This is a genomic window from Legionella israelensis, assembly GCF_004571175.1.
In the GTDB taxonomy this organism is placed as follows: domain Bacteria; phylum Pseudomonadota; class Gammaproteobacteria; order Legionellales; family Legionellaceae; genus Legionella_D; species Legionella_D israelensis.
Genome location: NZ_CP038273.1, coordinates 685,863 through 708,940, shown reverse-complemented (window position 1 = coordinate 708,940; position 23,078 = coordinate 685,863). Strand labels below are relative to the sequence as shown.

The window sequence follows — 23,078 nt, the reverse complement described above, 5'->3', positions numbered from 1 at the left end:
ACTATACTCTCAGGCTGTTCCCGGTCATTTCAGAATAATCCGAACCTAAGCCAATACGGCTCGAGCACAGCACCAGACGTCCACCCGCAGAACGCCTTTTTTCTTGAAAGCTCGTGCTAATTCATTAGCCGTATTTCCTGTGGTTAAAAGATCATCGACAAGCGCGATGTGTTGATAAGGCAAGGTATTGACTGTAAATGCCTGCCTGAGATTTTTTGCCCGCTGCTTTTTATCAAGACTGGCCTGGGGTTTAGTATTGATGATTTTTTGACATCCTTGCAGTTGATAGGGGATGTGCATTTTTTTCGCCAAGGCTTTGGTAAGTACGGCAGCCTGATTAAAACCTCTTTGTTTCAGCCGCTGAGGGTGCATAGGGACCGGTATAAGGCATTGAGGGATTTCATCGCATTCTTTTAGAAAAGGAAGCATTAACTGGCTTAGAAAAGAGACCAGATAGAGTTTTTCCTGATATTTGAATTGATGAATAAGGGTTCGTAAAGGTTCTTCATAAGGATAAGCGATAATGGCACGGTCAAAATCAGGTTGCTTTGTGCTGCAGGCTCCGCACACTGGAAAATGGGCATCTGGAAGGGGGCAGGCGCAGTATTTACAGCCATATTTTATCGATTTAAAAAGACAGAGACACTCTTTGCAGATGAATTGGGCATCACGTTGATATTGTTTGCATAATAGACAGACTGTAGGAAAACGCAGTCTCTGTGTTATACTGGCGAAAATCTGAAGCACGAGCGTTGGATGTCCCTTTTAATTTTTCCTCAAGTCATATCATGAATGCCAAGATTGAAATTTGCAAGTCCTTTAACCAACACGCTCATGAATATGAGCAAGTTGCCAAGGTACAACATGAAATCGGCAGGCGAATGTTTGAGCGTTTAGACTATTTGAAAATCAATCCGGCACGTATATTGGATCTGGGTTGTGGGACTGGGCAATTCACCAGTCAGTTGAAACGTCGTTATCCCAAAGCCGAAATTGTCGGTTTTGATATTGCCTATCATATGTTGTTACAAGCCAGGGAAAAGCAAGGCTGGCGCCGAAAATGGCCGCTAATTAATGGTGATATGACTTATATGCCTTTTGCTTCAGGCGTTTTCGACTTGGTTTTTTCCAATCAGGTTATTCATTGGTCAAATTCAGTAAAAGATGTTTTTCGTGAGTTAAATCGTGTCATGAAAGTTAATGGATGCTTGATGTTTACGACCTTAGGACCTGATACCTTTAAAGAATTAAGGCAGGCTTGGTCTATGGACCATCATGCTCATGCTAATGAATTTGCAGACATGCATGATATTGGGGACTGGTTGCTCAATGAACATTTCTTAGAACCGGTGATTGATATGGAGTTATTGAAGGTTCAATATGATAGTTTAGCGAAGTTGTTGCAAGCCTTGAAAATGCAGGGCGTTCGAAACATAAACCAAAAGAGAAAACAGGGTTTAACCGGCAAAAAGCTTTGGCAACAGTTTGTGAAAAATTATGCTGAGCAAACCACATCCGAAGGCAAATATCCTTTGTCATATGAAGTGGTCTATGGCCATGCCTGGAAAGGAGAGTCGCGAAGAACTCAACACAACGGTGAGACTCTGATCCCGGTTTCGGCTATCAAAAGACGTACTTTTCAGAGCGTTGAATGATGGGGCTGAGTATCAGGTTCTGTACGTTTTTTTAGCTGTTCAAGAAGCATATGTAAAGCGCTCGCCTCCTCTGCAAAAGGTGATAGCGCTTCTTGAGCTTGTCGGTAATATTCATTAATCTGACTGAACAGTTGAGCCTGTGAGTACAGGCTGGCAAAAGTGATTTTGCGGTTAGCCATGTCCGAAGCACGTCCTTTTCCTAATGCGTCACGAGCAGCAAATTGATCCAGATAGTCATCCTGCATTTGGAAAACCAGACCCAGCAAACGGGCAAAATGTTTAAGGCCATCGCTTTTTTCTTTTATAAGTTTGTTTTGCGTCAAAAGAACCATATTAATGCAGGATGCAATGAGATAACCTGTTTTAAGGGTATGAATCTGACATAATTGCTTTTCAGAAACATCAGAGTGCATCAGTTCGGTTAAATCAAGGGATTGGCCACTTACCATACCGGAGACGCCGCTTGAGCTAACCAGTTCGCGAGTAATGGCGATGACCGTATTTGATGACAAATGTTCGGGCAAGCGAGTAAGTAATAACTCAACTGCCAGGGCCTGCATGCCGTCTCCTGCAAGAATGGCGGTTGCTTCATCGAAAGCGCGATGGCAGCTTGGCTTGCCCCGCCGCAGATCATCATTATCCATGGAGGGTAGGTCATCATGAATTAAAGAATAACAATGAGTCAATTCAACGGCGGCAGCAATAATATGAAGGCACTCTACATTGACTTTAAGCAATTCTCCGCAGAGATAGACGAGAGTCGGGCGGATACGTTTTCCGCCAGGAAAAAGTGCGTAATGAATGGCTTCCCGTATGCGTGGAGCAGGAATAATGCTTTCCTCAATGATCTGTTCAAGGAAAGACTCATGTTTTTCCAGGTAAGTGTTAATCATGGATATATTCATTGATATCATCAACGCATTGGCTCTCTTTCTGAGTTAATATTTCAATCTTTTGCTCGGCTTTATTTAATACATCTTGACACTCACGGGCAAGACGGATGCCTTTTTCAAATTGTTTAAGAGACTCATCGAGAGAAAGTTCACCTTTTTCCAATTGATTGACAATGGATTCAAGTTCGTTGATGGATTTTTCAAAATTGATTTTTTTGGACATTAAACTTAATCCTTGATGTTTGGAATAAAGGGATTATGCTTGCGTACATTCATTTGATTACTAAGCCATGAACTACTAAAACGAGAGAGAAAAACATATTTAAGTCATAAATTCAAGTAAAATACACCTCAAATTTACTACATTTTGGTTTTCTGTATCCTTACATGGCCTTCCTGATTTTTAAACATAAAGAAAAAATAAAAGCAGTTTGATTTATTTATGCAAAAACAGTATAACATAGAATGTGTTCTCATTTTATTCTTTGGCTACAAATGCGGCTAATTGGCGCCAAAATGGCTTTGACTCATTGAACAGGGCTCCTATTCACCTCATTCAAAACCATTTTTAGCCTTCAATTGTCTGCTTTTTCGCTTCAATGAATGAAATGAGGACACACTCTGGAAAGCGGATTGCATTGAATAGATGGTCAAGGGGGTGATCGCATGAGCTCCATTATTAATGAATATATAGGCTGGCTGAGAGAATATAAATCCCGAGGGGGATATTATTCAAAATTGGCGAAAAAGCTTATCAATGATTTAAAAGAAATCCATGTAATAGCTGATCTTGAAGCAACGCTTTCTGGCATTCCTCGCCCTTCTTTTCCGATGACACTGTTCGGAAAGAATGAATTCTTCCTGAAACTGGATGATTGGCAAGAGGAAATAATAAATCGCCAGGAGGCTTACATTAAGGCATTAGGTACGATAAATGAGGTTGAATCATCATCAGATATTCATAAGCTGATCATTTTTATCAGGAATACCCTTAATGGCGATGACTGTCTGCTTCATATCAGAGGGTTGAGCTTTTTCAAAATATTGGAGGATGCTGAACAACTGAAGGAAACTCTTGAATACCTTGCTTCCTTACCTGAGGTAGACCCTCCTGGTGATCCACGACAAAACACGTTTGATGCTATTGTTCCTGATGATGAGGAACATGCGGCTTGTCTTCGTTTGTTAAGGAATAATTCAGCCGACTTTCACTCGAATTATCCTGCGAATCGTCATGCAAATTCATTGTTACAAACGGTTTTATTGATTTATCAAGATACGGCATCATCTTCCCAATTAAAATCGGTGAAGCAAGTTAGGACTTTCTAAAAAATACGGTGCTGCATAACATGAGTCATTTATGTAAAATCAAGATTTAGTTGACATAAAACAGGCTCTAATGAAAACAAAAATTCGCTTTATCTGCGTCGATTGTGCTGCTGTTTATTCACAATGGGCTGGGCAATGTACACAATGTGGTGCTTGGAATTCTTTATCGGAAGAGGCAGTATCTTCTGTAAAAAGCCATGCTCGCTCAAACCACTGGGCAAATGAGCATTCCGCTGTGACGTCTATAGAAGATGTGGTGCTGGATGCTGAGGTGCGGATGGACTGTGGTTTATCCGAACTCAATCGGGTGTTGGGAGGTGGTTTGGTGGACGGTTCCGTGGTGTTAATCGGTGGCGATCCTGGGATTGGAAAATCAACCCTGCTTCTGCAAACACTCGCTAATCTATCCTCAAAGCATAAAGTATTGTATGTGACAGGCGAAGAGTCTTTGCAGCAGGTTGCCTTACGTGCTAAACGTTTGCAGCTCCCTGCTTCAGGACTCAGATTATTGGCAGAAACTCAGGTGGAGAGCATTCTCGAACAGGCCAAAAAGGAAAAGCCGGGAGTCATTGTTGTTGACTCTGTACAAACCATTTTTACAGAGAGTTTAAGCTCAGCTCCGGGTGGGGTTGGCCAGGTTCGCGAATCAGCTTCTCAGCTGGTGCGTTTTGCCAAAATGACTCAAACGGCTGTCTTTCTGGTAGGGCATGTGACCAAGGAAGGTGCATTGGCAGGACCTCGTGTTTTGGAGCATATGGTGGATAGTGTCCTTTATTTTGAGGGACAAAATGACAGCCGCTTCCGGATCATTCGCGCTATAAAAAATCGTTTTGGTGCAGTCAATGAATTAGGTGTATTTGCAATGACTGATAAAGGATTAAAAGAAGTGGCCAATCCTTCAGCCATTTTTTTATCCCGACAACCTGAACCTGCTCCTGGAAGTGCAGTGATGGTTACCTGGGAAGGCTCCAGGCCACTATTGGTTGAAATTCAGGCTTTGGTGGACGAAGCGCACGGTCAGCAATCCCGACGTGTAACTGTCGGACTTGAGCAGAATAACCGATTGGCTATTTTACTGGCAGTCTTACATCGGCATGGCGGTGTAGCCACTTTTGATCAGGATGTTTTTATCAATGTCGTGGGCGGAGTGAAGGTTACAGAAACAGCTATTGATTTGGCACTTCTGGCAGCCGTGGTCTCCAGTTTACGCAATCGCATCCTGGATAGAGAAACGGTTATTTTTGGTGAGGTGGGCTTGGCAGGAGAAATAAGGCCGGTGCAAAGTGGGCAGGAACGTTTGAAAGAAGCTGTAAAACATGGATTTAAACGGGCCATTGTTCCATATGCCAATGCGCCTAAGCAGCAAAAAATGGATATGCTCATTGAACCTGTGAAGCATTTGCAGGATGTTTTGGAAAAGCTGTAACCTAGTACAACGTTTCACTGATTCTGTCCCATAGCTCATCCCATATTATGCTCGTCTTGAAATTTTCTTCAATCGAAAAATCTCGATGGACAATCAAGTACACCTGCGATTTTTCTCAATCAGAAAATTCCAATCCAAGCACAATTTGGACGATCTACAGGACAGAATCAATGAAACTAGTAAGGCAGAAGCGAGATCTTTCCTTTATTTTTGACTACAATTACAATAAAAAAGGTAACATATGGATATTACACCCTTTCTTAAATTGATGGTTGATAAAGGTGCTTCCGATTTGTTTTTTAGTGTTGGAGCGCCACCTTGTATTAAAATCGAAGGTAAACTTGCCGCCGTTGGTCAAACTTCATTAAAACCTGAGCAATTATCCGAGATAGCGGCTTCCTTGATGAATGACCAGCAGCGTAAGGAATTTGAAGCCACCATGGAGCTTAATATGGCGCTTTCAGTGGAAGGTACAGGGCGTTTCAGGGTGAATATGTTCAGACAGAGGGGCCATATTGCCATCGTCGTGCGTTATTTAAAAGGCGTTATTCCTTCCATTGAGGAACTTCATCTTCCATTGATTTTACAAACCCTCATTATGGAGCTGCGGGGACTGATTCTTGTCGTAGGTTCCACGGGCTCAGGTAAATCAACCACCTTGGCATCGATGATTGATTATCGAAACGAACATTATCGTGGCCATATTTTAACCATTGAAGATCCTATCGAGTTCATTTATGAGCATAAAAAATCCATTGTTGATCAACGTGAGGTCGGCATTGACACCTTGAATTTCGATAATGCCTTGAAAAATGCCATGAGGGAAGCTCCGGATGTAATTCTTATCGGTGAAATTCGCGATCGTAATACGATGAAACACGCCATCGCCTATGCAGAAACAGGGCATCTTTGTTTGTCCACCCTGCATGCAAATAATGCTAACCAAACCATGGACAGAATCATTAATTTTTTTCCTGAAGATGCCAAACTGCAAATTCTGCAGGATTTGGCGTTAAATCTGCGGGCCATTATTTCGCTTCGTTTGATCCCGGGAATTAACAGTGTCAGGGTGCCAGCAGTGGAAATCCTCATTAACAGTCCCTATATTTCCGATTTAATTGAAAAGGGCAAAATTGATGAGATCAAAGAAGCAATGGAAAGAGGACGGGAACAAGGCATGCAGACATTTGATCAAGCTTTGTTTGACTTGTATAAACAGGGAAAAATATCCAAAGAAAATGCCATTAAATATGCAGATTCAAAAAACAATGTGGGTTTAAAAATCCGTCTCAGTGAAGACAAGCCTCATAGCGGTGGTGAGGATTTGACGATTCAACCTGATGATGTTTAAAAGCCGCAGTTTATAGAGGATATTCTGTACCTGCGTCCTTATTTATGCAACAACGCCGTTTGCACGGAAATGACCTGTTTAATCCCTATGTGAAAACATTTATTAAAAAAGGGTATTATCCTGGCCTTTTGCTTTTCTTTTTTTTGTACTTGCGATACTTTATATCTGGACTTTAGACATTTTTCAAATATATTTATCAAAGTCGCTTTAAATCGATGACTTGAGAAAATAGAATGGCACGAATTACCGCGGCATCTATGCGAAGCTCCGTATGGCCCTGCTATCAAGCAGTGGGATGCGATCCTTAAAAAATGACTAAAGTTGAGTATATAAACCAAAGATAAAAAGGAGTTTTCATGAAACGATGGTTATCGGCCGGGTTTATTTTTTTATTTATCAATTCGGTTTATGCTTTGCCAGCAGAAGGCAAAATTCAGTTTACCCTTGCTAAAATCCTTAAAGGTGATAGCTGCCCGCAAATTTTAAAGAATATCCCGGTCATTGTGGATTATCATTATAATTTTGAGCGTAATATGGGGCAGGCTCATTTGCGACGAATAAAATCTCTGGACTGGTCAGAAACATTATATCCTTTGGGGTTGAGTAATTATTATGCATTCATGTCTGATATGAAACCTAAGCTGATACAGCTGGATGACAATGAGGTGACTGTTTATCGGATTATTTTCCATCTTTATAAAAATAATCAAGCCAAGCTGTTTATGATGATCGGAGAACAGGGAAATTGTATCATGGAATCCGCCCCTGAATCTGTAGATGGTTTCGCCTAGAGTTTAGAACCTCGGCACATAAGCTGCTTTGGTTTAAAAAATCCTTAAAAATCACAACAGGGCTGTTGCTTTATTTCTTTTCATCAAAGCTTTTGATTTTCTTTCCCTCTGCCATGTCATGAAGAGCAATTCCCAGGGCTTCAGGAACCGGTTTGTTCCAGGGGGATTTTTTAATGCTGGCGATGCCATCTTCATATCCCTTTTGCATGCGGGCCTTGATAGAGATCGCCGAAAATTCGTAATCTTTAGATGATAAGTCACCTTCATCACCCTGATAAAGAAATCGAACCAGATTGACGGTTTTGTTCCAGCCATGTTGTACACATTTCTGTACAATATCTTTGGAGCATTTATCTTTTGGAATATGTTTAGACAGTTGATGAATGGCAAATTTTAATGCATGAATTTCCTGATGCATTTGCACAAGTTTTGCAAAGCGGCTTGAAAATTCAATGTCTTTTTTCCGTTTTAAGACTTCATCAAGAGAGGTCGGTTGAAGTCCGTAGGAATCAAACAGATGCACCATAAAACAAAGTAATTTATAACAATTTTTATCCTGTAATACATAACTGACAGGGGAGTTACTTGAAATTCCACCATCCCAATAAAATTCTCCCTCCACTTCTATAGCAGGAAATCCGGGTGGAAGTGCGCCACTGGCCATTATGTGTTCCGGAAAAATCTTTTGTTTTTTGGAGTCAAAATAAGTGATTTTTCCAGTGCAAACTTCAACTGCACCGACGCTTAAACGAGTGGCATCTGAATTAATCCTGTCAAAATCAATCAATCTCTCCAAGGTGCTTTTTAATTCAGAAGTATCATAAAAACTTATGTTTGCGGGTGAATCATTCCAGTTGAAATAAGGAGGAATGAGCCTTGGTGAAAAAAAATTAGGTTGGCCGAACATCAATGAGCGTTGGGAGGAAAAAAAATTGCGCAGGCGCAGGCTATGTATATCCTCTCCATAGAGAGATTCATCCAGTGCAGCAGGATTTGAGATACTGTTCCAGAAGGTCTCCATTTTGTCGATACGATCTTTTGGCGAATTCCCGGCTGCAAGTGCCGAATTAATGGCGCCAATGGACGTGCCGACAAACCAGTCCGGCTCATAACCGGCTTCCTGGAGTGCATGGATAATACCTACCTGATAAGCACCAAGCGAACCTCCCCCTTGAAGACAAAAGGCAAGATAATCATGATGGTCGGAATTGTTTTTTTTCTTGTTTGATCTTTTCATGTCCTATTCCATAAACCAGCCATGACTCACTACCAATGATTGTCCAGTTAAGGCATTTGATTCAAAGGACGCAAAAAAGAGCGCTGTTTCTGCTACATCGTCTGTGGTGGTAAATTCACCATCAACCGTTTCCTTTAACATGACATTTTTAACAACGTCTTCTTCGCTGATACCTAGCTCTTTGGCTTGTTCGGGTATTTGTTTATCCACCAGAGGCGTGCGTACAAAACCCGGACAAATCACATTTGCCCTGACTCCATGGTCAGCACCTTCTTTGGCAACGACTTTACATAATCCCAGAAGGCCATGTTTGGCGGTAACGTATGGAGCTTTAAGTTTGGACGCTTCTTTGGAGTGGACCGAGCCTATGTAAATGATACTGCCGCCTTTATTTTTATACATGTATTTTAAAGAGGCTTTCGTGGTTAAAAACGCTCCATCAAGATGAATGGCAAGCATTTTTTTCCAATCAGAAAATGAGAACTTATCGACGGATTCGATAATTTGAATGCCGGCATTACTGACCAATACATCAACACCACCAAATTTATTGGCGACGGCATCAACAGCTTCATTGACTTGACTCTCGTCCGTGACGTTCATTTCAACGGCCATAGCTTCACCGCCGGTATTTTTGATCTCATCGACGACCGCATTGGCCTGTGTCAGATTAATATCGGCGATAGCGACTTTGGCTCCCTCTTTCGCATAGACAAGAGCGATTTCCCGACCTATTCCACTGGCAGCTCCCGTGACAATGGCGACTTTGTTTTTTAAGCGCATAACCACACTCCTTGTCATTATTATTATTCGTTAATATTCAGTATATACTGATTCGTCCTTAGGTAAAGTATCGGATAAATTGAAGATATTTCAAGATCCCGGTTCGAAGTTTTAATACTTTATAAACGAGTGATAGCCTGCCTGCAAGCTGCAGGCAGAAACGTACAAGCTAAGTTTAGTAATAGTAATAATATCGGCGCCGTTCTTGTTCTCTTCCGATTTGATGACCTATTAATGCACCGGCACCGGCACCCACAGCCGTTCCCAAAGCATCACCGCCACTCACTGCATAGCCAACACCAGCTCCAGCGGCTGCACCGGTTGCAGTTCCGACCTGGGTAGGGGAGCATCCCATGAGAAGAGTGAGTGAGGTCGCTAAAAAAAACGTAGCTATGATTTTTTTCATAATTCCCTTCCTTATGTTTGTCATCCTTGCATTGACATATAATAGTACAAAATCATTAAAATTAGAAATAAAAATAAACTAATTGTATAATATATAGTCTTTGTTGCTTTTTATGTCTTATCTGTCTCAATCAGGGAAAAACCCATTTGAATAATGAGCATTACGGAAGATTAGGGTGGGCTCATACACTTTTGATGGGTATATATTTCAGAAAGGGATTAAATGGTCATTTCCACTGGTGGTCAAGCCTCGGGGTTCGTAAATTTTTCACAAAGGCGAGAGAACACCTTGTGAAAAATACATTTGACCAGTACTATTAAAGGTATTCTTGTAAGGCAAAGAGGACGGCATGTTTCGAGGCAGCATGGTAGCATTGGTTACCCCTATGAAAGATTCCAGGGTTGATGTGGAGCGTCTGCGTGAATTGGTGGAATATCATATAGATGCTGGAACGCATGCGATTGTAGCAGCGGGAACCACTGGAGAAGCTGGAACGCTTTCTCATGATGAGAAACTCTTGGTTATCAGAGAAGTCATTCATCAGGCGAAAGAGCGCATCCCCATTATTGCAGGAACGGCTATGAATGCAACCAAAGCCTGTATTGAGCTGACCTATCAGGCCATGGAAGCGGGTGCTCATGCCGCACTGATCATGACACCGGCTTATATTAAACCGACCCAGGAAGGTTTATACGAGCATTATAGTCAGATTGCTAAGGCGGTGGCCATGCCCATCATCTTGTATAATGTTCCAGGCCGTACGGCTTGTGATATGTTGCCGGAAACCGTAGCAAAACTGGCTAAAATCTCTAATATCATTGGCATTAAGGAAGCTAACAATCAAATCACACGTTTGCAGCAGATTTTACGTTTGAGTGAAGGAACGATTGACGTATACAGCGGTGACGATCCAACCGCTGCCCAGTGGATGCTGGCCGGTGCACGTGGTGCAGTGTCGGTAACAGCAAATGTTGCTCCTCGAGAGATGGCTAAATTGTGCGACTTGGCTCTTGATTCCGATCATGCGGCATGTTTACAGGTGGATGAAAAATTACAGCCCCTGCATAAATTGTTATTTGTTGAATCCAATCCAATTCCGGTGAAATGGGCAGTGCATAAGATGGGTTTAATCGAAGATGAAATACGTCTTCCCATGACACTTTTATCGCCTGAGCATCGCCAGAACCTGGAGCAGACCCTGAAATCGTTGAATTTAGTATAAACGAGGAAATGTTGTGAAAAAATTGTTTTTTGTTTCGTTGGCTTCACTGTTTCTCACTGCATGTGCTTCAAAGTACGCGACCAATGGAGAGCATTTATATTTACAAAGCCGCAATGGTGTAAAACTGGATGTTCCTCCGCCTTTAACCAGCGCCAATTTAAGTTATTTTTATGTTTTGCCACAACAAAGCGAAGATCCCAGAGTATCTATTGCTTCACCTGCACTGAATACGATTTAGCTACAGTATGTGAAGTTTTTTACGCAATAACTCACCTCCTATAAGAGGTCATGATGACACCATCAGAAACAAGTGAATTACAGATTATTGAAGATATTTCCAGACGTATCGTCGATGCTCAACGCAGTATTCGTATTCTGGATAGCGTTAAATGGGATGATTCGGTCCGCCAGGAGTTTTTTAAAAACAAGGCCGGAACATTACCCACTGTAGATAAGGCTTATTATGAAAAAAGGCCACTTCCTTTTAATGCCAGGGAAAAACAGGAAGAATTTCGTCTGATTTTAAGGGATGCACAAAATCAGTTAGGACAGTATTCCAGTCTGACGCGGCTGGTTAAAAGACAATGCGAGGAATATACTCGAGCTGTGCAAATGCTGGCAGCGCGAGGTACGCCGGAATTCAGTGAAATTGCCATGGAACTTTATGGCAGTCCGGATGATGCCTTTTATGCAGGTGGACCACGTTTAAGTCAATTGGGTAATTTGCTCTTTGATGTACTGACCTCATTAGACGTTGAGCTGCAATCTGAGGCTGATGTGAAACGACACACGCCTCAGCAAGCACAAGCGATCCTGCAGGCGCGCTTAAGTCGTTTTTTTGATCAGCATCCTGACAGGGTAACTGTGATGGTGAGCGATGATATGGTAGCTGATGCGGCAGCCGGTGCGGATAACATTAAGCTCAGTCAGCAGGCTATGTTCAGTGATCGTGATCTACAGTATCTGGAGGTTCACGAAGGCTGGGTTCATGTGGGCACTACCTTAAATGGCGCTATGCAGCCCCATTGTTTTTTTCTGTCCAAGGGCTCACCTTCAAGCAGTGTGATTCAGGAAGGATTGGCTGTGCTTACGGAAGTTGTGACTTTTTCCTCCAATCCTAAACGTGTGCGCAAGATCACCAATCGCGTGATAGCGCTTGACAAAGTTCGTCAGGGAGCAAACTTCCTTGATATTTACCGTTATTTTATCGAATGCGGACTGAGTGCCGAAGACAGCTATAACCACACGGTAAGGATTTTTCGTGGCAGCACCCCAACCGGAGGTCCTTTTACCAAAGACTTATCCTATGCCAAAGGTTTTGTGCTTATTTATAATTACATCCGTTTCATCATCAGCCAGCATCGTGTCAATTCCATTCCTTTATTGTTTACAGGTAAGCTGGTACTGGATGATTTGCCATTACTGGCGGAGTTGCTGGAGCGAGGCTTGCTGATTTCACCTATGTACTTGCCTCCTCCTTTTAAGGATCTGTCAGCCCTGAGCGCCTGGATGAGTTTTTCCTTGTATTTAAATCAGTTTGATTTAAATGAAATTCAGAAAAGCTTTCGCTTTTTGTTGGTGTAAGGCTCATTTTCAAATTATGAGGTTGGGAGGAGATAGGCCCCGCGGTCAAAGCCGCGGGGGTTCGTATCGATATGAACCCTTGTGTCATAGGCGGTGGAGTTTATTGCTTGACTTTAATCGCCTCAATAACGAATCCCCCCGGCATTGACCACGGGGTCTATTGTTGGGACTCAACTCTCTCAGTTACGAATCCCCGTGGCATCGACCGCGGGGTCCAACATGGGGTGGAAATACATTAGAATAAAAGGGATTACAAACAACCTATAAATGGATTTAGGCAGGTCCAAATGAAAGAAAGTTATGTGTATATTCTCGCGAGTAAACGTCATGGAACATTATACATAGGATTAACATCTAATTTGATAAAACGAGTGTGGGAGCATAAAAATAAATGTGTTCCTGGCTTTACATCAAGATACAATGTGGCGGTACTTGTATATTATGAAATATTTAATGACATCACTCTGGCTGCGGCCAGAGAAAAAAGACTAAAAGAGTGGAAACGCCAATGGAAAATAGAGCTTATTGAGAAAATGAATCCTGATTGGCGAGATCTGTATCATGAAATCATTAAGTGATGGACCCCGCGGTCAAAGCCGCGGGGATTCGTATCAATTTGGATCTTGTGTCATCGACCGTTGAGTTTATTGTTTGAACCTCAATCGTTTCAACAACGAATCCTTATGCCAAGACTGCAGTTCTGTTGCCGGGTCTCAACTCTCTAAGCTACGAATCCCCCCGGCATCGACCGCGGGGTCTATTGTTGGACCTCAACTCTCAGTTACGAATCCCCGCGGCATCGATCTCGGGGTTTATTGTTTGAACCTCAACCCTCTCAATTACGGATCCTTGTGTCATCGACCGCGGGTCTATTGTTGGGCCTCGACTCTCTAAGCTACGAATCCCCACGGCATCGACCGCGGTATTGTTTGAACCTCAACCTTCTCAATTACGAATCCTTGTGTCATCGACTGCGGGTCTATTGTTGGGCCTCGACTCTCTAAGCTACGAATCCCCGCGGTATCGACCGCGGGGTCTATAAATCCTTAAATTCAACACCTAATTCTTAAAATCTTATTTGACATCCATTCTAATAAACAAATACGGTTTTCTTATGTCGGGTGTTTTGCTTTAATATCATACTAATGTGCTACAAAAGAGAATCGTCTCATACAAAGTCGCGATGATGAAATCAAATGAAAAAAGGAGTGTAATAGCTGGTCTTTACGGCAATGCCTTGGAATGGTATGACTTTCTGCTGTATGCCAGTTTTGCTCCCTTGTTTGCCCGCCTTTTTTTTCCTGCCAATGAAGCTTTTGTCTCTTTAATCGCCACGTTCAGTGTGTTTGCCATTGGTTTTTTAATGCGTCCCATTGGCGGTATGTTGTTAGGTCATCTGGCTGATCATGCCGGCAGACGCAAGGCCTTAATTGTTTCAGTGACCACGATGACCGCAGCCACCGCTTTAATTGCTGTATTGCCGGGCTATCCTCAGTTAGGTATTTGGGCGCCGGTTTTGTTCAGTCTGTTAAGAATGATTCAGGGGCTTGCTGTTGGGGGAGAATTACCTGGTTCGGCTACTTTTCTTATTGAGCACATGTTTGCTAACCGGCGTGGTTTTGCTGGAAGTCTGGTGCTCAGTACCGCTTTTTTAGGAATATTTACCGGTTCACTAACGGCTTCATTGTTAAGTGCCATTTTTTCTTATGAAATGTTATATCATTGGGGCTGGCGTCTGGCTTATCTGCTGGGTGCAGTGCTGGGTATGTTCGGTATTTATCTTCGCTTAAAAAGCGTGGAATCACCTTCTTTTTTAAAACAGGCCAAGCCTTCGTCCGACTGGCCTGTAAAACTCATTTTTACTCAATATCGAAAACCCCTGCTGTTGGCGGTTATCTTTACCAGCATTATGGCGCTCGGCAATTACATTCTGATTGCTTATGTCACGACATTTTTAGTGCGCATGGAACATTTTGTCTTTCATGAAGCAGTGGTCATTAATTTTATTGCCTTATTTTTTCTTACCCTTTTGATTCCTCTGATGGGATGGCTATCGGATGTTATTGGTCGCAAACCTGTGTTTCTTGCTGGATTGGCTGGACTTTTATTGTTCATTTTTCCTATTTTTTCACTCTTATTAAGCGGTCATTGGGGGAAAGCCCTGCTGGCCGAACTCCTGTTAAGTGCAGTATTGGCTCCGCTTAACGCCACCGTTCCTACCATACTTGCTGAAATGTTCCCGACAAGCGTTCGTGCCAGCGGCACTTCCATTGGTTACAACATTGGCCAGGCCGTTTTCGGCGGAACTTTACCTTTGGTGGCTTTGACCCTAACCGAAATCACCGGCAATCACTACGCACCGGCCTGGTATGTGCTCATCTGGGTATTACTGGTGCTCATCAGCTCAAGATATCTGCAGGAGACCTACAGAAAGGATCTGGAATAAGAATAATGCTGAGTCTTCAATGAAAAAAGACCGTCTTTCAACTTTCAGCCCTTAAGCTTGCTATACTGTTAGAAATGGTATATTTTTTGAGCATTATAAACAAGCTAATGTATATCCTACATTGATTAATAAATGGCAGAAAAAATAAAATTTAAGGAATACTTAAGCTTTAATGGTATACAATGAGAGGAAATGTAAAGATCATCGCCTTGATGATAAAAATCAGAATGACTGGCGGAGTGTATTATGGCAAAGAATGAAGCGATATTGCGGGCATTAAAAAGTGATTTCGATGATAAAGATCTTGAAGTTGTTAATAAAGCTTTAGATGCCTTAATTAAGGCAACCCCAAATGATGTAAGTGCCTTTCGAAACGCTTTTAAAATTACCTCTGAGCTAGAGGGTTTCTGGCAAAGTTACTCTTTTGCGCCAAAGGATGATGATAATTTTTTGTTAGGACCTGGTGAGGGTGCCCATAGTTCACAAAATAATATTACAGCTTTACGCCAACTTGCAGGCCAACAACGGGTAATATTAAACCTAGATAAGGTTAATAATGATGTCTTAAACAATATAGCTAAAAATGACACTGATGCCCCCTCAATGAGGCGGATAATAAAGGATAATAAACCAACTTTGTGGCCAGACCCTTGGGATGATTTGACAAATGATCAACTGACCGACGGGAATCTCAAAGTCATTAAAGAAGAAGCTAAAAAGAAATTAATGGCGACTTTAATAAGTAAAATAAATCTTGATGATGATCTGGATAATTTAAATAAAGGATTTTTAGCTCTTGATAATTATGACAGTGACGATGTGCCAAAAGACTGGATTGGTGAATCGGATAAAGAACAAATAAAGGCCGCTATAAAAGCCAGAGCTTTGGTGCTTGCACAAGTTGAGCTGGCAGGGCATGATGCTCGCGTTCAATTAGTTGATTTACTGGAAGCAGATGACTTACCATCGATAAAAGATAAAGCAGGAGCTATATTTACTCACAAAGATTGGATAACGGAAGAAAATATAGATACCTTGAAAAAAGCTGCCCGCAAAGGTCTTACCAATAAAATAAAAACTGAAATTGAAGCTCTTTCTTATGATGTTGGTCATGATGATTATCGCATAAGATTAATAAAAGCTGCCGATCCTAAAAACATCAGTACTTACCAACGTGAATTAGCAGCTGTTGGTATAGTTAAAGCCGATTCTTTATTAAAAGAAGAAAATTATACCGCCTTGCTAGATACTATTCGCAATAAAGCTTTTGAAATGCAGGTGCATAAATCATCGCCTTATTCACCTTATGGAAAAGAGATACACAAAGCCTTAATCGATGCTTTTAAGGCTGCCACGCCTGAGAAGAAAGAAATCATTTTTAGTAATCTAGAAAAAAACATTCAGCGCTTAATGCATGCCACAAATGTAAATGACGTAAAACACATGTTGGGTGTAGAGGATAATGTTGCTAACTTAGTGACAGAAGAGAATGGGCGCCTGGAGAAATTCAAAAAAATTCACAGCCTGGAAGCTGAGAAGATTTTAGCAAATCTATATGCAACTTATTGTCCCTCTGAAGAATTGTCAGATGATGTAATAAACGCTTTTAACGCAAAATTTTTTGAAAATGATGGCAATAATGCTTACACGGAAAATAATTATCCGAATTTGATCCAAAATGTGCTTATACAAGTGGGTGGTCACCTTCCTAGAGCTATTGATGCTCAAAAATTTTATAATGCTTTTGGACTGTCAAATGATGGAAGCGTGGTACGTGATAGTGATGAGGATAGAGCGATTAAAAAATTAGTTACTGATGAAAGAAATTCTAATTTACCGCTCGCTATCGATATTCATAAAAATACCACCTCTCCTACTAGGCCGAATGCTGATCCTTTGCGCAAAGAGTTAATGCAGTCATTCTTGCGTATAGATAAAAGCAGCAGTCCTCTTGGTTTAGCGCATCCTCTCGATGGTAATAATGTTGATAGTTTATGGACTTTTTTTAATAACAGTAAAACTTATGAAGAATTTAAAAAGAATATTACTAACAATACAACAATAAAAGACAAGTTATCCGAAGACTGGCCAAAACAATTCACCGCCGCTGATTTTGATAAATTGAAATTAAAGCAATTAAAGCAATTGAATAGCGAAAGAGATATCAGCAAATTTGTGGATAAACGATTGGAAGAATTAAAAATTCGTGAAAACAAAAAGTTTATGAGTGAAGGACAGCGAAAAATACTAGAAAAAATAGGTGGTGGTAGCGCAAATATCAATGATGTAATGAGGTTGTTTAATCCAGCGTTTATGGGTAAATCTAAGGCCGAGGCTGAGAAGATGAGATCAAGATTGATGAAGCTTGCCGAATCTTATGACACCATCATTCGCAGAATGAAGCAACAAAAGGAAGTAATTGAAGGTTTACAAAAAAGTTTGCAAGCGCCAGATAGTAACATGGGAAAAAAACTTAAAGGAAAAATTGCTGAAATTGATATGATCTTAAACACATATGAGAAAGCACAACAACAATTGGTGGATCACATTTTACCCGAGCTGCAGGAAGTGATAGAAAGTAAAAAAGTAATACAAGTTTTTGGCCCCGATTCAGGTGTTGTTCCAAAAGTGTTCAAGAAAGGTAGCAAGGAATATGAAGATGTGAAGAACAAACGCTTTCGCTCAGCTAATCTTTCAGAAGCATCTGTGACTCATGGCCATCAAAAGGATATTAGTACGGACGAGATGGACTCTGACGAGTTTCGAATTTTGGATGTAACAACGATGGACAAGGGTGGTTCAAGTGTCGTCAGTCGAATTATTGAAGAGCACGGCTCAACTAAACCGGAAAAAGTTTATGCAAGTGATAAAAAAATAATAACACCACGGAAGTTTAGTGTCGATGTACCTAAAACAAATAATCCTCAAGAAAGAGAACTAATAGAGAAAGCAAGAATGAAAACGGCTATGATTGCAGTCTGTCAACTGCTGGACGAGCTTGATGGTCCTCCTGATAAAAAACATCCCATTCGTATAAATGGCTCAGATCCAGAGGATTTAAAGTACCTTTGGACTGCTGTGAAGATTGCGCAAAAGGAACTTGAGGGTACGAAAATGGCGTTCAAAGATGATGCTATCCAGGGAGATTCTATAGAATATCTGTCCAAAACGCAAAAAGGAAGGCTAGGTTGGAAAGAGGACTCTGTTTATAAAACAGTGTTTGAAGAAAAGGAGAATAAACTGGTCTGGAAAAAGATAGTAGATAAGCTTAAAGGAGATGTAAACGAGAAATTTAAACACGACAGGGCAAAAGGCTTCATCTATTCTACTGTAAACCAGCATTGGTTTAAAAAGGAAGTTCAAGAGCGAGTAAAAGGTGCTGAAGAAGAGTTAAAAAAGGAACATAAAGAAAGCACACTAAAACACTAAAACGATCAACAAGGAGCGTTGCATTGAACTCAAATTCGCTGGCCATAGGTGTTTTTGATTCCGGTATGGGGGGGCTCACGGTTTTGCGTGCCTTGCGTGAAACCTTACCCTCTGAATCTTTTATTTATCTGGGGGATACGGCACGTTTGCCCTATGGTACGAAAAGTGCCTCCACGGTCAAACAGTATGCCATGCAGATGGTAAAATTGCTCATCGAGCGTCGGATCAAAGCGCTGGTGGTGGCCTGCAATACAGCGACCACGGCAGCTTTAGACCATCTTCAGTTGATGCTGCCGGATATTCCTGTGATTGGTGTTGTATCTCCGGGAGCGAATGCAGCGGTCGCTGCCACGGTGAATCAAAAGATTACGGTCTTGGCCACCGAAACCACCATCGCTTCTAACGCTTATCAGAGCTTAATCCTCACGCAATTGCCCAATGCCGTCATTAACAGTTATTCCTGCAGTCTTCTCGTGGCACTTGCTGAGGAAGGTGTTGTAGATAATGAAGTGGCAGTGGCTGTTTTGAAGCATTATCTTAAACATTTTGGTGAGGAAGATACGGTGTTGCTGGGCTGTACCCATTTTCCGGTATTCAGAACCTTGTTATCCGAGCTTCTGCCGAAAGGGGTCAAGGTGGTTGATTCCGCAGAGGCAACTGCTCTCGCTGTAAAGAAGACTTTAGCCAGCCAATATCTTCTTAATGCCTCTAAAGCTCAAGGCCATGTTCATTATCTGGTCACTGATTCAGTGAGTCGTTTTGGGCGAGTCGGTGAAATTTTTCTCGGCCAGCCTTTGGCTCTGGAGTCCATTGAACTGGTGGATCTTTAAAAATATATCCCGTTAAGCCAAGGGCCCGCATTAGCTCTTGTCAGAAGGGGTTATGACGGGCGGGTGACCAAAGCTGTCTTCTATGAGCTTGGAAATTTGCTCAGCTGATTGATGAAAATCAATTCGGCATGATTTCATTAACTGAAAATGAGTGTTTTTATAGGCTCGCCAATGGATTGTACATTCTTGCTCAATAACTTCAAGGACAAAATAACTGTTGAGCAAATCTTTACTGCGTTTGCAAAACAATGAGCCGCCGTGAAGAATTAAACCGACCTGTTGCTGCTTTTTTTTAAAAAGGGCGAGGTTGGCGTAATGTAAATGACCGGTACACACAATATTTACAGGGCTTGATTTTAGACATTCCAATAATTGATCCGCATTTTCGAGCGGTTTGTGAAAATCATACACGCTGTCAAAATTATGATGAAAAAAAAGAATATTCAAAGTCTCAGCATTCTTGGAAAAAAAAGTGTTGATTTTGTTAAAATCTTCTTCATGAAGCTTGCCGTTTTTGATGCGTTGGGGGTTGACACTGTTTAAGCCAAGGATACGAACATTTTCATCTGTATAGATACAGCCAAACTCCGCCGATACATATTGCTCAAATCTTTTAAAAGGTTTTAACAGACGGGCTACAGGATTATAAAAAGGAATATCATGATTACCGGGAACAACAAGAACATTGCCTGGCAGTTCTCTGAAAAAGAAGCGCGCTTCAACAAATTGCCAATGTTTTGCCCTTTGAGTCAGATCGCCGGAAATTAAAATTACATCTGGATGCAGGGTAAATATATCTTCAAGGAAAGGCTTTATAAGGGATTTTTCATGCAGGCCAAAATGGAGATCACTGATATGAACGATTTTCATTGAGAACCCGTCAATAAAGTTAATGCATTCGGCAAAGGTTTAAAAAGCAGAGGCGTTTTCATTTTTATGATTTCTCCATCCAGTGCGACATCAATGTTTTTTTTGTTTTTTATGTGAACTTCAATGGGATGAGATGATTGCTTTATGGTGAAATTCTTTTTTGGATTAAAAAGAGCGTGGATCATATTTTTTAAAGGAAGTTTTTTATATTTATAAACATATATACCTAATAAGCCTTCATTAAAGTTTTCTCGCCTGAAAGCTATAGGAAATTGATAGCTGTACATGTTATTGCTGATCATAAAAAAAGAAGTGGCCAATGATAAATTCAGGTCTTGATTTTTAATTTCAATGTTCAATGGCTGGTTAAATTTACAAGCCTGGATAAAACCAGGCAGGTAACTCAGCCATTTGTTGTAAAATTTATGATAATGATTACGGTGGTAGGCGAAGCGTGGATAAAAGCCAATTGAAGCGTTATTGACAAAAATACGTTGATTCACTTCACTAAGGTCAATGGTTATCGTACTCATTTGCTTTAAGGCATGCGTCAATTCATCAGGATTTGCCGGCAAGGACAATTCTTTGACAAAATGATTCATTGTCCCTAAAGGTATTATTCCTAACTTAAAAGAGCTATGACAACATAATTCTGCGGCAGTTCTTACCGTACCATCACCGCCTCCTATCAACAGTAGAGAATAATCTTTCTGGCAGTGTTTTATGATGGTTTTCAGTTTATCAGGGCGTGTTTCAAAAGAGGTGTAATCAATATGATGTTGGGAAAAATGCTCTAAATATTGCGAAATTAAGGAGGCATTTTTTGCTTTCTGGTTAAATATGACGGCAATATTAGACATGATAATCTCTATTGATAATTACTTTGTTTAGGTCATAAAAACTTAATAGTTTACAAGAGTCGCGCTACCTCATGAAAGATTTTGGGACATCCAAGTCACCAAAATCGACTCGCCAACGCGCGAAGTGTTTGGGCCGCGAGCGTCCTGTTTACGGTACGTTTGCTCTGAACGAGCAAAGCGTACGCCTTCACCAATGACTTAACGGCTGCAGAAAGATTTTTTTAACATCCCTTCGGGCTGTTTAAAAAAATCGCAGCCTATCGCGGACTACGCGCCTCGGCTTTCAGCCTTCCATGGCGCGCAGCGACCGTTCATATTTATCAAAGTCGCTTTAAATCGATGACTGAGAAAATAGAATGGCACGAACTACCGGCATCGACCGCGGTATTGTACGAAGCTCCGTATGGACCCCGCTATCAGGTAGCGGGGATTCGATCTTAATAAAATTGAGAGCAACTTATGTGCATTTTAAGATGTTCTCTTACAAGATGAACTTAATATGGCTTTTCCCTAGCTGAGCTGAGCGCTAACCATATTTCGCTGGGTTCATATCAATTAATCTCTCCATACAAAACAACAGCCAACTTCTATCCTCAAAAATCCTTTTCAAATTCTATTCTAAGGGGGAGGAGGTGCGGCTCCGCCCATAAAATTAAGAATGAGAAAGACAATAAAAAATATCAGAAATATTGCGAAAAGAACTTTTGCAATAGCAGTAGCGGTCGAAGCAATACCCCTAAAGCCAAAAATACCAGCGATAATGGCAATAATGAGAAAGATAAGGGCCCAGTATAGCATGCTACTCTCCTACGACCGTGTTATCACTTATGTTACGCAGCTTCGTCTTTTCATTAAGTCCTCTAAAATACTATGCTGCGTAACATGAGCTATCAGTGCAATTGATCCAGTTGCCGGTCAACTTCCTCTTTTGTATAGCCGTAATGCTTTTTCAGTTTACCGTATAACTCCTGGGTATCGCCCTCGATCTCCTTGAGATCATTGTCGGTCAATTTACCCCATTGTTGTTTAAGTTTTCCTTTAACAATTTCCCAGTTACCTTCAAAGAATTCCTTATTCATGACTGTTTTCCTCCCTTAATATTGTGTCGTATCATCGGTGCCGTTATCTGAATCTTGTGCGCTGCCATTCGTTTGTGTAGCATCACTATCCAGCGTAGTTGTACCGTTTTGATCCTGTTGCTGATCACCATTCGTCACTGTACCCGTATCAGCTACACTTGAAATTTGAATTTGATCATCTACGGACTGAACACCTTTGACCGATTTAACAACTTGCATAATTTGTTGTTTTTCAGCTTCTGAGGCTGCTTTTCCAGATAAAAAGACTTTACCGTTTTTGGTTTCTACACCAATGGACCAGGAAGGAATATCGGTGTCAAACAAATCTTTCTGGATCAAAGCCCCTTTTACTTTAGCTGTGATATAGGCATCATTTAATGGACTTTTGCTGTCTTTTACCGTTAAGTTATCTACAGTGACATCCTGAACTCCTTTAACTGATTCTGCCAGAGTGATGACATTTTCATAGTCAGTATCGGACTCTACTTGTCCAGAAAGAGCAACCACCCCGTTATTGACCTGAACCTGTACTTTTTCAGAGTACTCTTTCAGAGCTGATTTAACCTGGGATTGTAACTGGCTGTCAGGTACAACTTGTGCTCCCTGGTCTTGTGTTGTTCCTGGCATGGTTTCATCTTGTGTGCCATTGGTTTGTATCGTACCTTGAGCACCGTTGGTTTGCATTGTGTCCTGTGTCCCATTGGTGGGCATGGTTTCTTGATTGGTCGTTGTGGATGTATCGGTATTATTTTGAGCATAGCCTAACCCGCTAAAAGCAAGTCCGCTGCTTAAAATGATGCCCATTATTTGTGTTCGTTTCGATCTGTCCATGACATCTTTCTCCTTTAATAATGAAGTTAACCTTTTATGATAAATGTTTAAAAAGT

23 protein-coding genes are annotated in these 23,078 nt (G+C 41.3%); 12 read left to right on the top strand and 11 right to left on the bottom strand.

Annotation, left to right across the window (positions count from 1 at the left end; all coding sequences use genetic code 11):
* Nucleotides 1-45: 45 nt before the first annotated feature.
* Nucleotides 46-747 carry a ComF family protein gene (locus E4T55_RS03080; RefSeq protein ID WP_223168246.1) on the bottom strand — a complete coding sequence of 234 codons (702 nt, stop codon included), beginning with the start codon at nucleotides 745-747 and terminating at the stop codon, nucleotides 46-48.
* Between the two features lie 41 nt (nucleotides 748-788).
* On the opposite strand from E4T55_RS03080, the gene bioC reads away from it, so the two are divergent.
* The gene (gene bioC / locus E4T55_RS03075) at nucleotides 789-1,655 is read left to right on the top strand and encodes a malonyl-ACP O-methyltransferase BioC (RefSeq protein WP_058500685.1); all 867 of its coding nucleotides are present in this window, start codon (nucleotides 789-791) and stop codon (nucleotides 1,653-1,655) included.
* Here bioC and E4T55_RS03070 read toward each other — a convergent pair.
* Together E4T55_RS03070 and E4T55_RS03065 are read right to left on the bottom strand one after the other, a co-directional pair.
* Nucleotides 1,640-2,548: a polyprenyl synthetase family protein gene (locus tag E4T55_RS03070; protein ID WP_058500662.1), complete on the bottom strand. Its 909-nt coding sequence runs from the start codon at nucleotides 2,546-2,548 to the stop codon at nucleotides 1,640-1,642. The genes bioC and E4T55_RS03070 overlap by 16 nt on opposite strands.
* Complete coding sequence (locus E4T55_RS03065) at nucleotides 2,541-2,771, bottom strand: exodeoxyribonuclease VII small subunit (protein WP_058500663.1); 231 nt, start codon at nucleotides 2,769-2,771, stop codon at nucleotides 2,541-2,543. Before E4T55_RS03065 ends, E4T55_RS03070 begins: the two co-directional genes overlap by 8 nt.
* Nucleotides 2,772-3,214: 443 nt before the next feature.
* Here E4T55_RS03065 and E4T55_RS03060 point away from each other — a divergent pair, with 443 nt between their 5' ends.
* The 4 genes from E4T55_RS03060 to E4T55_RS03045 all read left to right on the top strand — a co-directional run bounded on the left by E4T55_RS03060 (nucleotide 3,215) and on the right by E4T55_RS03045 (nucleotide 7,445).
* A complete protein-coding gene (locus E4T55_RS03060; protein WP_058500664.1) occupies nucleotides 3,215-3,877 on the top strand; it encodes a hypothetical protein in 663 nt (220 codons plus the stop codon).
* Nucleotides 3,878-3,947: 70 nt separating this feature from the next.
* Nucleotides 3,948-5,303, top strand: coding sequence for a DNA repair protein RadA (gene radA / locus E4T55_RS03055; protein WP_058500665.1), 1,356 nt, complete (start codon nucleotides 3,948-3,950; stop codon nucleotides 5,301-5,303).
* 241 nt (nucleotides 5,304-5,544) lie between these two features.
* A complete protein-coding gene (locus E4T55_RS03050; protein ID WP_058500666.1) occupies nucleotides 5,545-6,654 on the top strand; it encodes a PilT/PilU family type 4a pilus ATPase in 1,110 nt (369 codons plus the stop codon).
* 356 nt (nucleotides 6,655-7,010) lie between these two features.
* Nucleotides 7,011-7,445, top strand: coding sequence for a hypothetical protein (locus E4T55_RS03045; protein ID WP_058500667.1), 435 nt, complete (start codon nucleotides 7,011-7,013; stop codon nucleotides 7,443-7,445).
* 70 nt (nucleotides 7,446-7,515) lie between these two features.
* Here the strand turns inward: E4T55_RS03045 and E4T55_RS03040 are convergent, their stop codons facing one another.
* The 3 genes from E4T55_RS03040 to E4T55_RS03030 form a co-directional block, all read right to left on the bottom strand.
* Nucleotides 7,516-8,682 carry a patatin-like phospholipase family protein gene (locus tag E4T55_RS03040; protein ID WP_058500668.1) on the bottom strand — a complete coding sequence of 389 codons (1,167 nt, stop codon included), beginning with the start codon at nucleotides 8,680-8,682 and terminating at the stop codon, nucleotides 7,516-7,518.
* A gap of 3 nt (nucleotides 8,683-8,685) precedes the next feature.
* Entirely contained in the window at nucleotides 8,686-9,465 is a 780-nt protein-coding gene (locus E4T55_RS03035) for a 3-hydroxybutyrate dehydrogenase (protein WP_058500669.1), read from the bottom strand.
* 175 nt (nucleotides 9,466-9,640) lie between these two features.
* Nucleotides 9,641-9,871, bottom strand: coding sequence for a glycine zipper domain-containing protein (locus E4T55_RS03030; protein ID WP_058500670.1), 231 nt, complete (start codon nucleotides 9,869-9,871; stop codon nucleotides 9,641-9,643).
* A gap of 349 nt (nucleotides 9,872-10,220) precedes the next feature.
* Here E4T55_RS03030 and dapA point away from each other — a divergent pair, with 349 nt between their 5' ends.
* The 7 genes from dapA to murI all read left to right on the top strand — a co-directional run bounded on the left by dapA (nucleotide 10,221) and on the right by murI (nucleotide 19,382).
* The gene (dapA, locus tag E4T55_RS03025; protein ID WP_058500671.1) at nucleotides 10,221-11,093 is read left to right on the top strand and encodes a 4-hydroxy-tetrahydrodipicolinate synthase; all 873 of its coding nucleotides are present in this window, start codon (nucleotides 10,221-10,223) and stop codon (nucleotides 11,091-11,093) included.
* A 13-nt stretch (nucleotides 11,094-11,106) separates the two neighbouring features.
* Entirely contained in the window at nucleotides 11,107-11,331 is a 225-nt protein-coding gene (locus E4T55_RS03020; RefSeq protein ID WP_058500672.1) for a hypothetical protein, read from the top strand.
* 53 nt (nucleotides 11,332-11,384) lie between these two features.
* Nucleotides 11,385-12,677, top strand: a complete 1,293-nt coding sequence (locus tag E4T55_RS03015; protein ID WP_058500673.1) for a flavohemoglobin expression-modulating QEGLA motif protein — start codon at nucleotides 11,385-11,387, stop codon at nucleotides 12,675-12,677.
* A 287-nt stretch (nucleotides 12,678-12,964) separates the two neighbouring features.
* Entirely contained in the window at nucleotides 12,965-13,255 is a 291-nt protein-coding gene (locus E4T55_RS03010) for a GIY-YIG nuclease family protein (protein WP_058500674.1), read from the top strand.
* A gap of 608 nt (nucleotides 13,256-13,863) precedes the next feature.
* The gene (locus tag E4T55_RS03005; RefSeq protein ID WP_058500675.1) at nucleotides 13,864-15,123 is read left to right on the top strand and encodes an MFS transporter; all 1,260 of its coding nucleotides are present in this window, start codon (nucleotides 13,864-13,866) and stop codon (nucleotides 15,121-15,123) included.
* 246 nt (nucleotides 15,124-15,369) lie between these two features.
* A complete protein-coding gene (locus E4T55_RS03000) occupies nucleotides 15,370-18,552 on the top strand; it encodes a hypothetical protein (protein WP_058500676.1) in 3,183 nt (1,060 codons plus the stop codon).
* Between the two features lie 23 nt (nucleotides 18,553-18,575).
* Nucleotides 18,576-19,382 carry a glutamate racemase gene (gene murI / locus E4T55_RS02995; protein ID WP_058500677.1) on the top strand — a complete coding sequence of 269 codons (807 nt, stop codon included), beginning with the start codon at nucleotides 18,576-18,578 and terminating at the stop codon, nucleotides 19,380-19,382.
* Between the two features lie 30 nt (nucleotides 19,383-19,412).
* On the opposite strand, the gene E4T55_RS02990 is transcribed toward murI, so the two are convergent.
* The 5 genes from E4T55_RS02990 to E4T55_RS02970 all read right to left on the bottom strand — a co-directional run bounded on the left by E4T55_RS02990 (nucleotide 19,413) and on the right by E4T55_RS02970 (nucleotide 23,022).
* Nucleotides 19,413-20,252 (bottom strand): metallophosphoesterase family protein, encoded by an 840-nt coding sequence (locus E4T55_RS02990; protein ID WP_058500678.1) that lies wholly within the window; start codon nucleotides 20,250-20,252, stop codon nucleotides 19,413-19,415.
* Nucleotides 20,249-21,112 carry a diacylglycerol/lipid kinase family protein gene (locus tag E4T55_RS02985; protein ID WP_058500679.1) on the bottom strand — a complete coding sequence of 288 codons (864 nt, stop codon included), beginning with the start codon at nucleotides 21,110-21,112 and terminating at the stop codon, nucleotides 20,249-20,251. Before E4T55_RS02985 ends, E4T55_RS02990 begins: the two co-directional genes overlap by 4 nt.
* A gap of 618 nt (nucleotides 21,113-21,730) precedes the next feature.
* Nucleotides 21,731-21,910, bottom strand: a complete 180-nt coding sequence (locus E4T55_RS02980) for a DUF1328 family protein (protein WP_058501811.1) — start codon at nucleotides 21,908-21,910, stop codon at nucleotides 21,731-21,733.
* 92 nt (nucleotides 21,911-22,002) lie between these two features.
* Complete coding sequence (locus E4T55_RS02975) at nucleotides 22,003-22,191, bottom strand: CsbD family protein (protein WP_058501810.1); 189 nt, start codon at nucleotides 22,189-22,191, stop codon at nucleotides 22,003-22,005.
* A 15-nt stretch (nucleotides 22,192-22,206) separates the two neighbouring features.
* A complete protein-coding gene (locus E4T55_RS02970) occupies nucleotides 22,207-23,022 on the bottom strand; it encodes a BON domain-containing protein (protein ID WP_058501809.1) in 816 nt (271 codons plus the stop codon).
* Nucleotides 23,023-23,078: the final 56 nt, after the last annotated feature.

Excerpts from the sequence above, each read along its gene's own strand:
- E4T55_RS03065 (WP_058500663.1), bottom strand. The coding sequence starts at position 2,771 with ATGTCCAAAAAAATCAATTTTGAAAAATCCATCAACGAACTTGAATCC.
- E4T55_RS03000 (WP_058500676.1), top strand. The coding sequence starts at position 15,370 with ATGGCAAAGAATGAAGCGATATTGCGGGCATTAAAAAGTGATTTCGAT.
- E4T55_RS02975 (WP_058501810.1), bottom strand. The coding sequence starts at position 22,191 with ATGAATAAGGAATTCTTTGAAGGTAACTGGGAAATTGTTAAAGGAAAA.
- E4T55_RS03005 (WP_058500675.1), top strand. The coding sequence starts at position 13,864 with ATGAAATCAAATGAAAAAAGGAGTGTAATAGCTGGTCTTTACGGCAAT.
- E4T55_RS03060 (WP_058500664.1), top strand. The coding sequence starts at position 3,215 with ATGAGCTCCATTATTAATGAATATATAGGCTGGCTGAGAGAATATAAA.
- E4T55_RS03030 (WP_058500670.1), bottom strand. The coding sequence starts at position 9,871 with ATGAAAAAAATCATAGCTACGTTTTTTTTAGCGACCTCACTCACTCTT.
- E4T55_RS03010 (WP_058500674.1), top strand. The coding sequence starts at position 12,965 with ATGAAAGAAAGTTATGTGTATATTCTCGCGAGTAAACGTCATGGAACA.
- E4T55_RS03015 (WP_058500673.1), top strand. The coding sequence starts at position 11,385 with ATGACACCATCAGAAACAAGTGAATTACAGATTATTGAAGATATTTCC.
- E4T55_RS03050 (WP_058500666.1), top strand. The coding sequence starts at position 5,545 with ATGGATATTACACCCTTTCTTAAATTGATGGTTGATAAAGGTGCTTCC.
- E4T55_RS03035 (WP_058500669.1), bottom strand. The coding sequence starts at position 9,465 with ATGCGCTTAAAAAACAAAGTCGCCATTGTCACGGGAGCTGCCAGTGGA.
- E4T55_RS03040 (WP_058500668.1), bottom strand. The coding sequence starts at position 8,682 with ATGAAAAGATCAAACAAGAAAAAAAACAATTCCGACCATCATGATTAT.
- radA (WP_058500665.1), top strand. The coding sequence starts at position 3,948 with ATGAAAACAAAAATTCGCTTTATCTGCGTCGATTGTGCTGCTGTTTAT.
- E4T55_RS02990 (WP_058500678.1), bottom strand. The coding sequence starts at position 20,252 with ATGAAAATCGTTCATATCAGTGATCTCCATTTTGGCCTGCATGAAAAA.
- E4T55_RS02980 (WP_058501811.1), bottom strand. The coding sequence starts at position 21,910 with ATGCTATACTGGGCCCTTATCTTTCTCATTATTGCCATTATCGCTGGT.
- E4T55_RS03070 (WP_058500662.1), bottom strand. The coding sequence starts at position 2,548 with ATGATTAACACTTACCTGGAAAAACATGAGTCTTTCCTTGAACAGATC.
- bioC (WP_058500685.1), top strand. The coding sequence starts at position 789 with ATGAATGCCAAGATTGAAATTTGCAAGTCCTTTAACCAACACGCTCAT.
- E4T55_RS03045 (WP_058500667.1), top strand. The coding sequence starts at position 7,011 with ATGAAACGATGGTTATCGGCCGGGTTTATTTTTTTATTTATCAATTCG.
- E4T55_RS02970 (WP_058501809.1), bottom strand. The coding sequence starts at position 23,022 with ATGGACAGATCGAAACGAACACAAATAATGGGCATCATTTTAAGCAGC.
- dapA (WP_058500671.1), top strand. The coding sequence starts at position 10,221 with ATGTTTCGAGGCAGCATGGTAGCATTGGTTACCCCTATGAAAGATTCC.
- E4T55_RS02985 (WP_058500679.1), bottom strand. The coding sequence starts at position 21,112 with ATGTCTAATATTGCCGTCATATTTAACCAGAAAGCAAAAAATGCCTCC.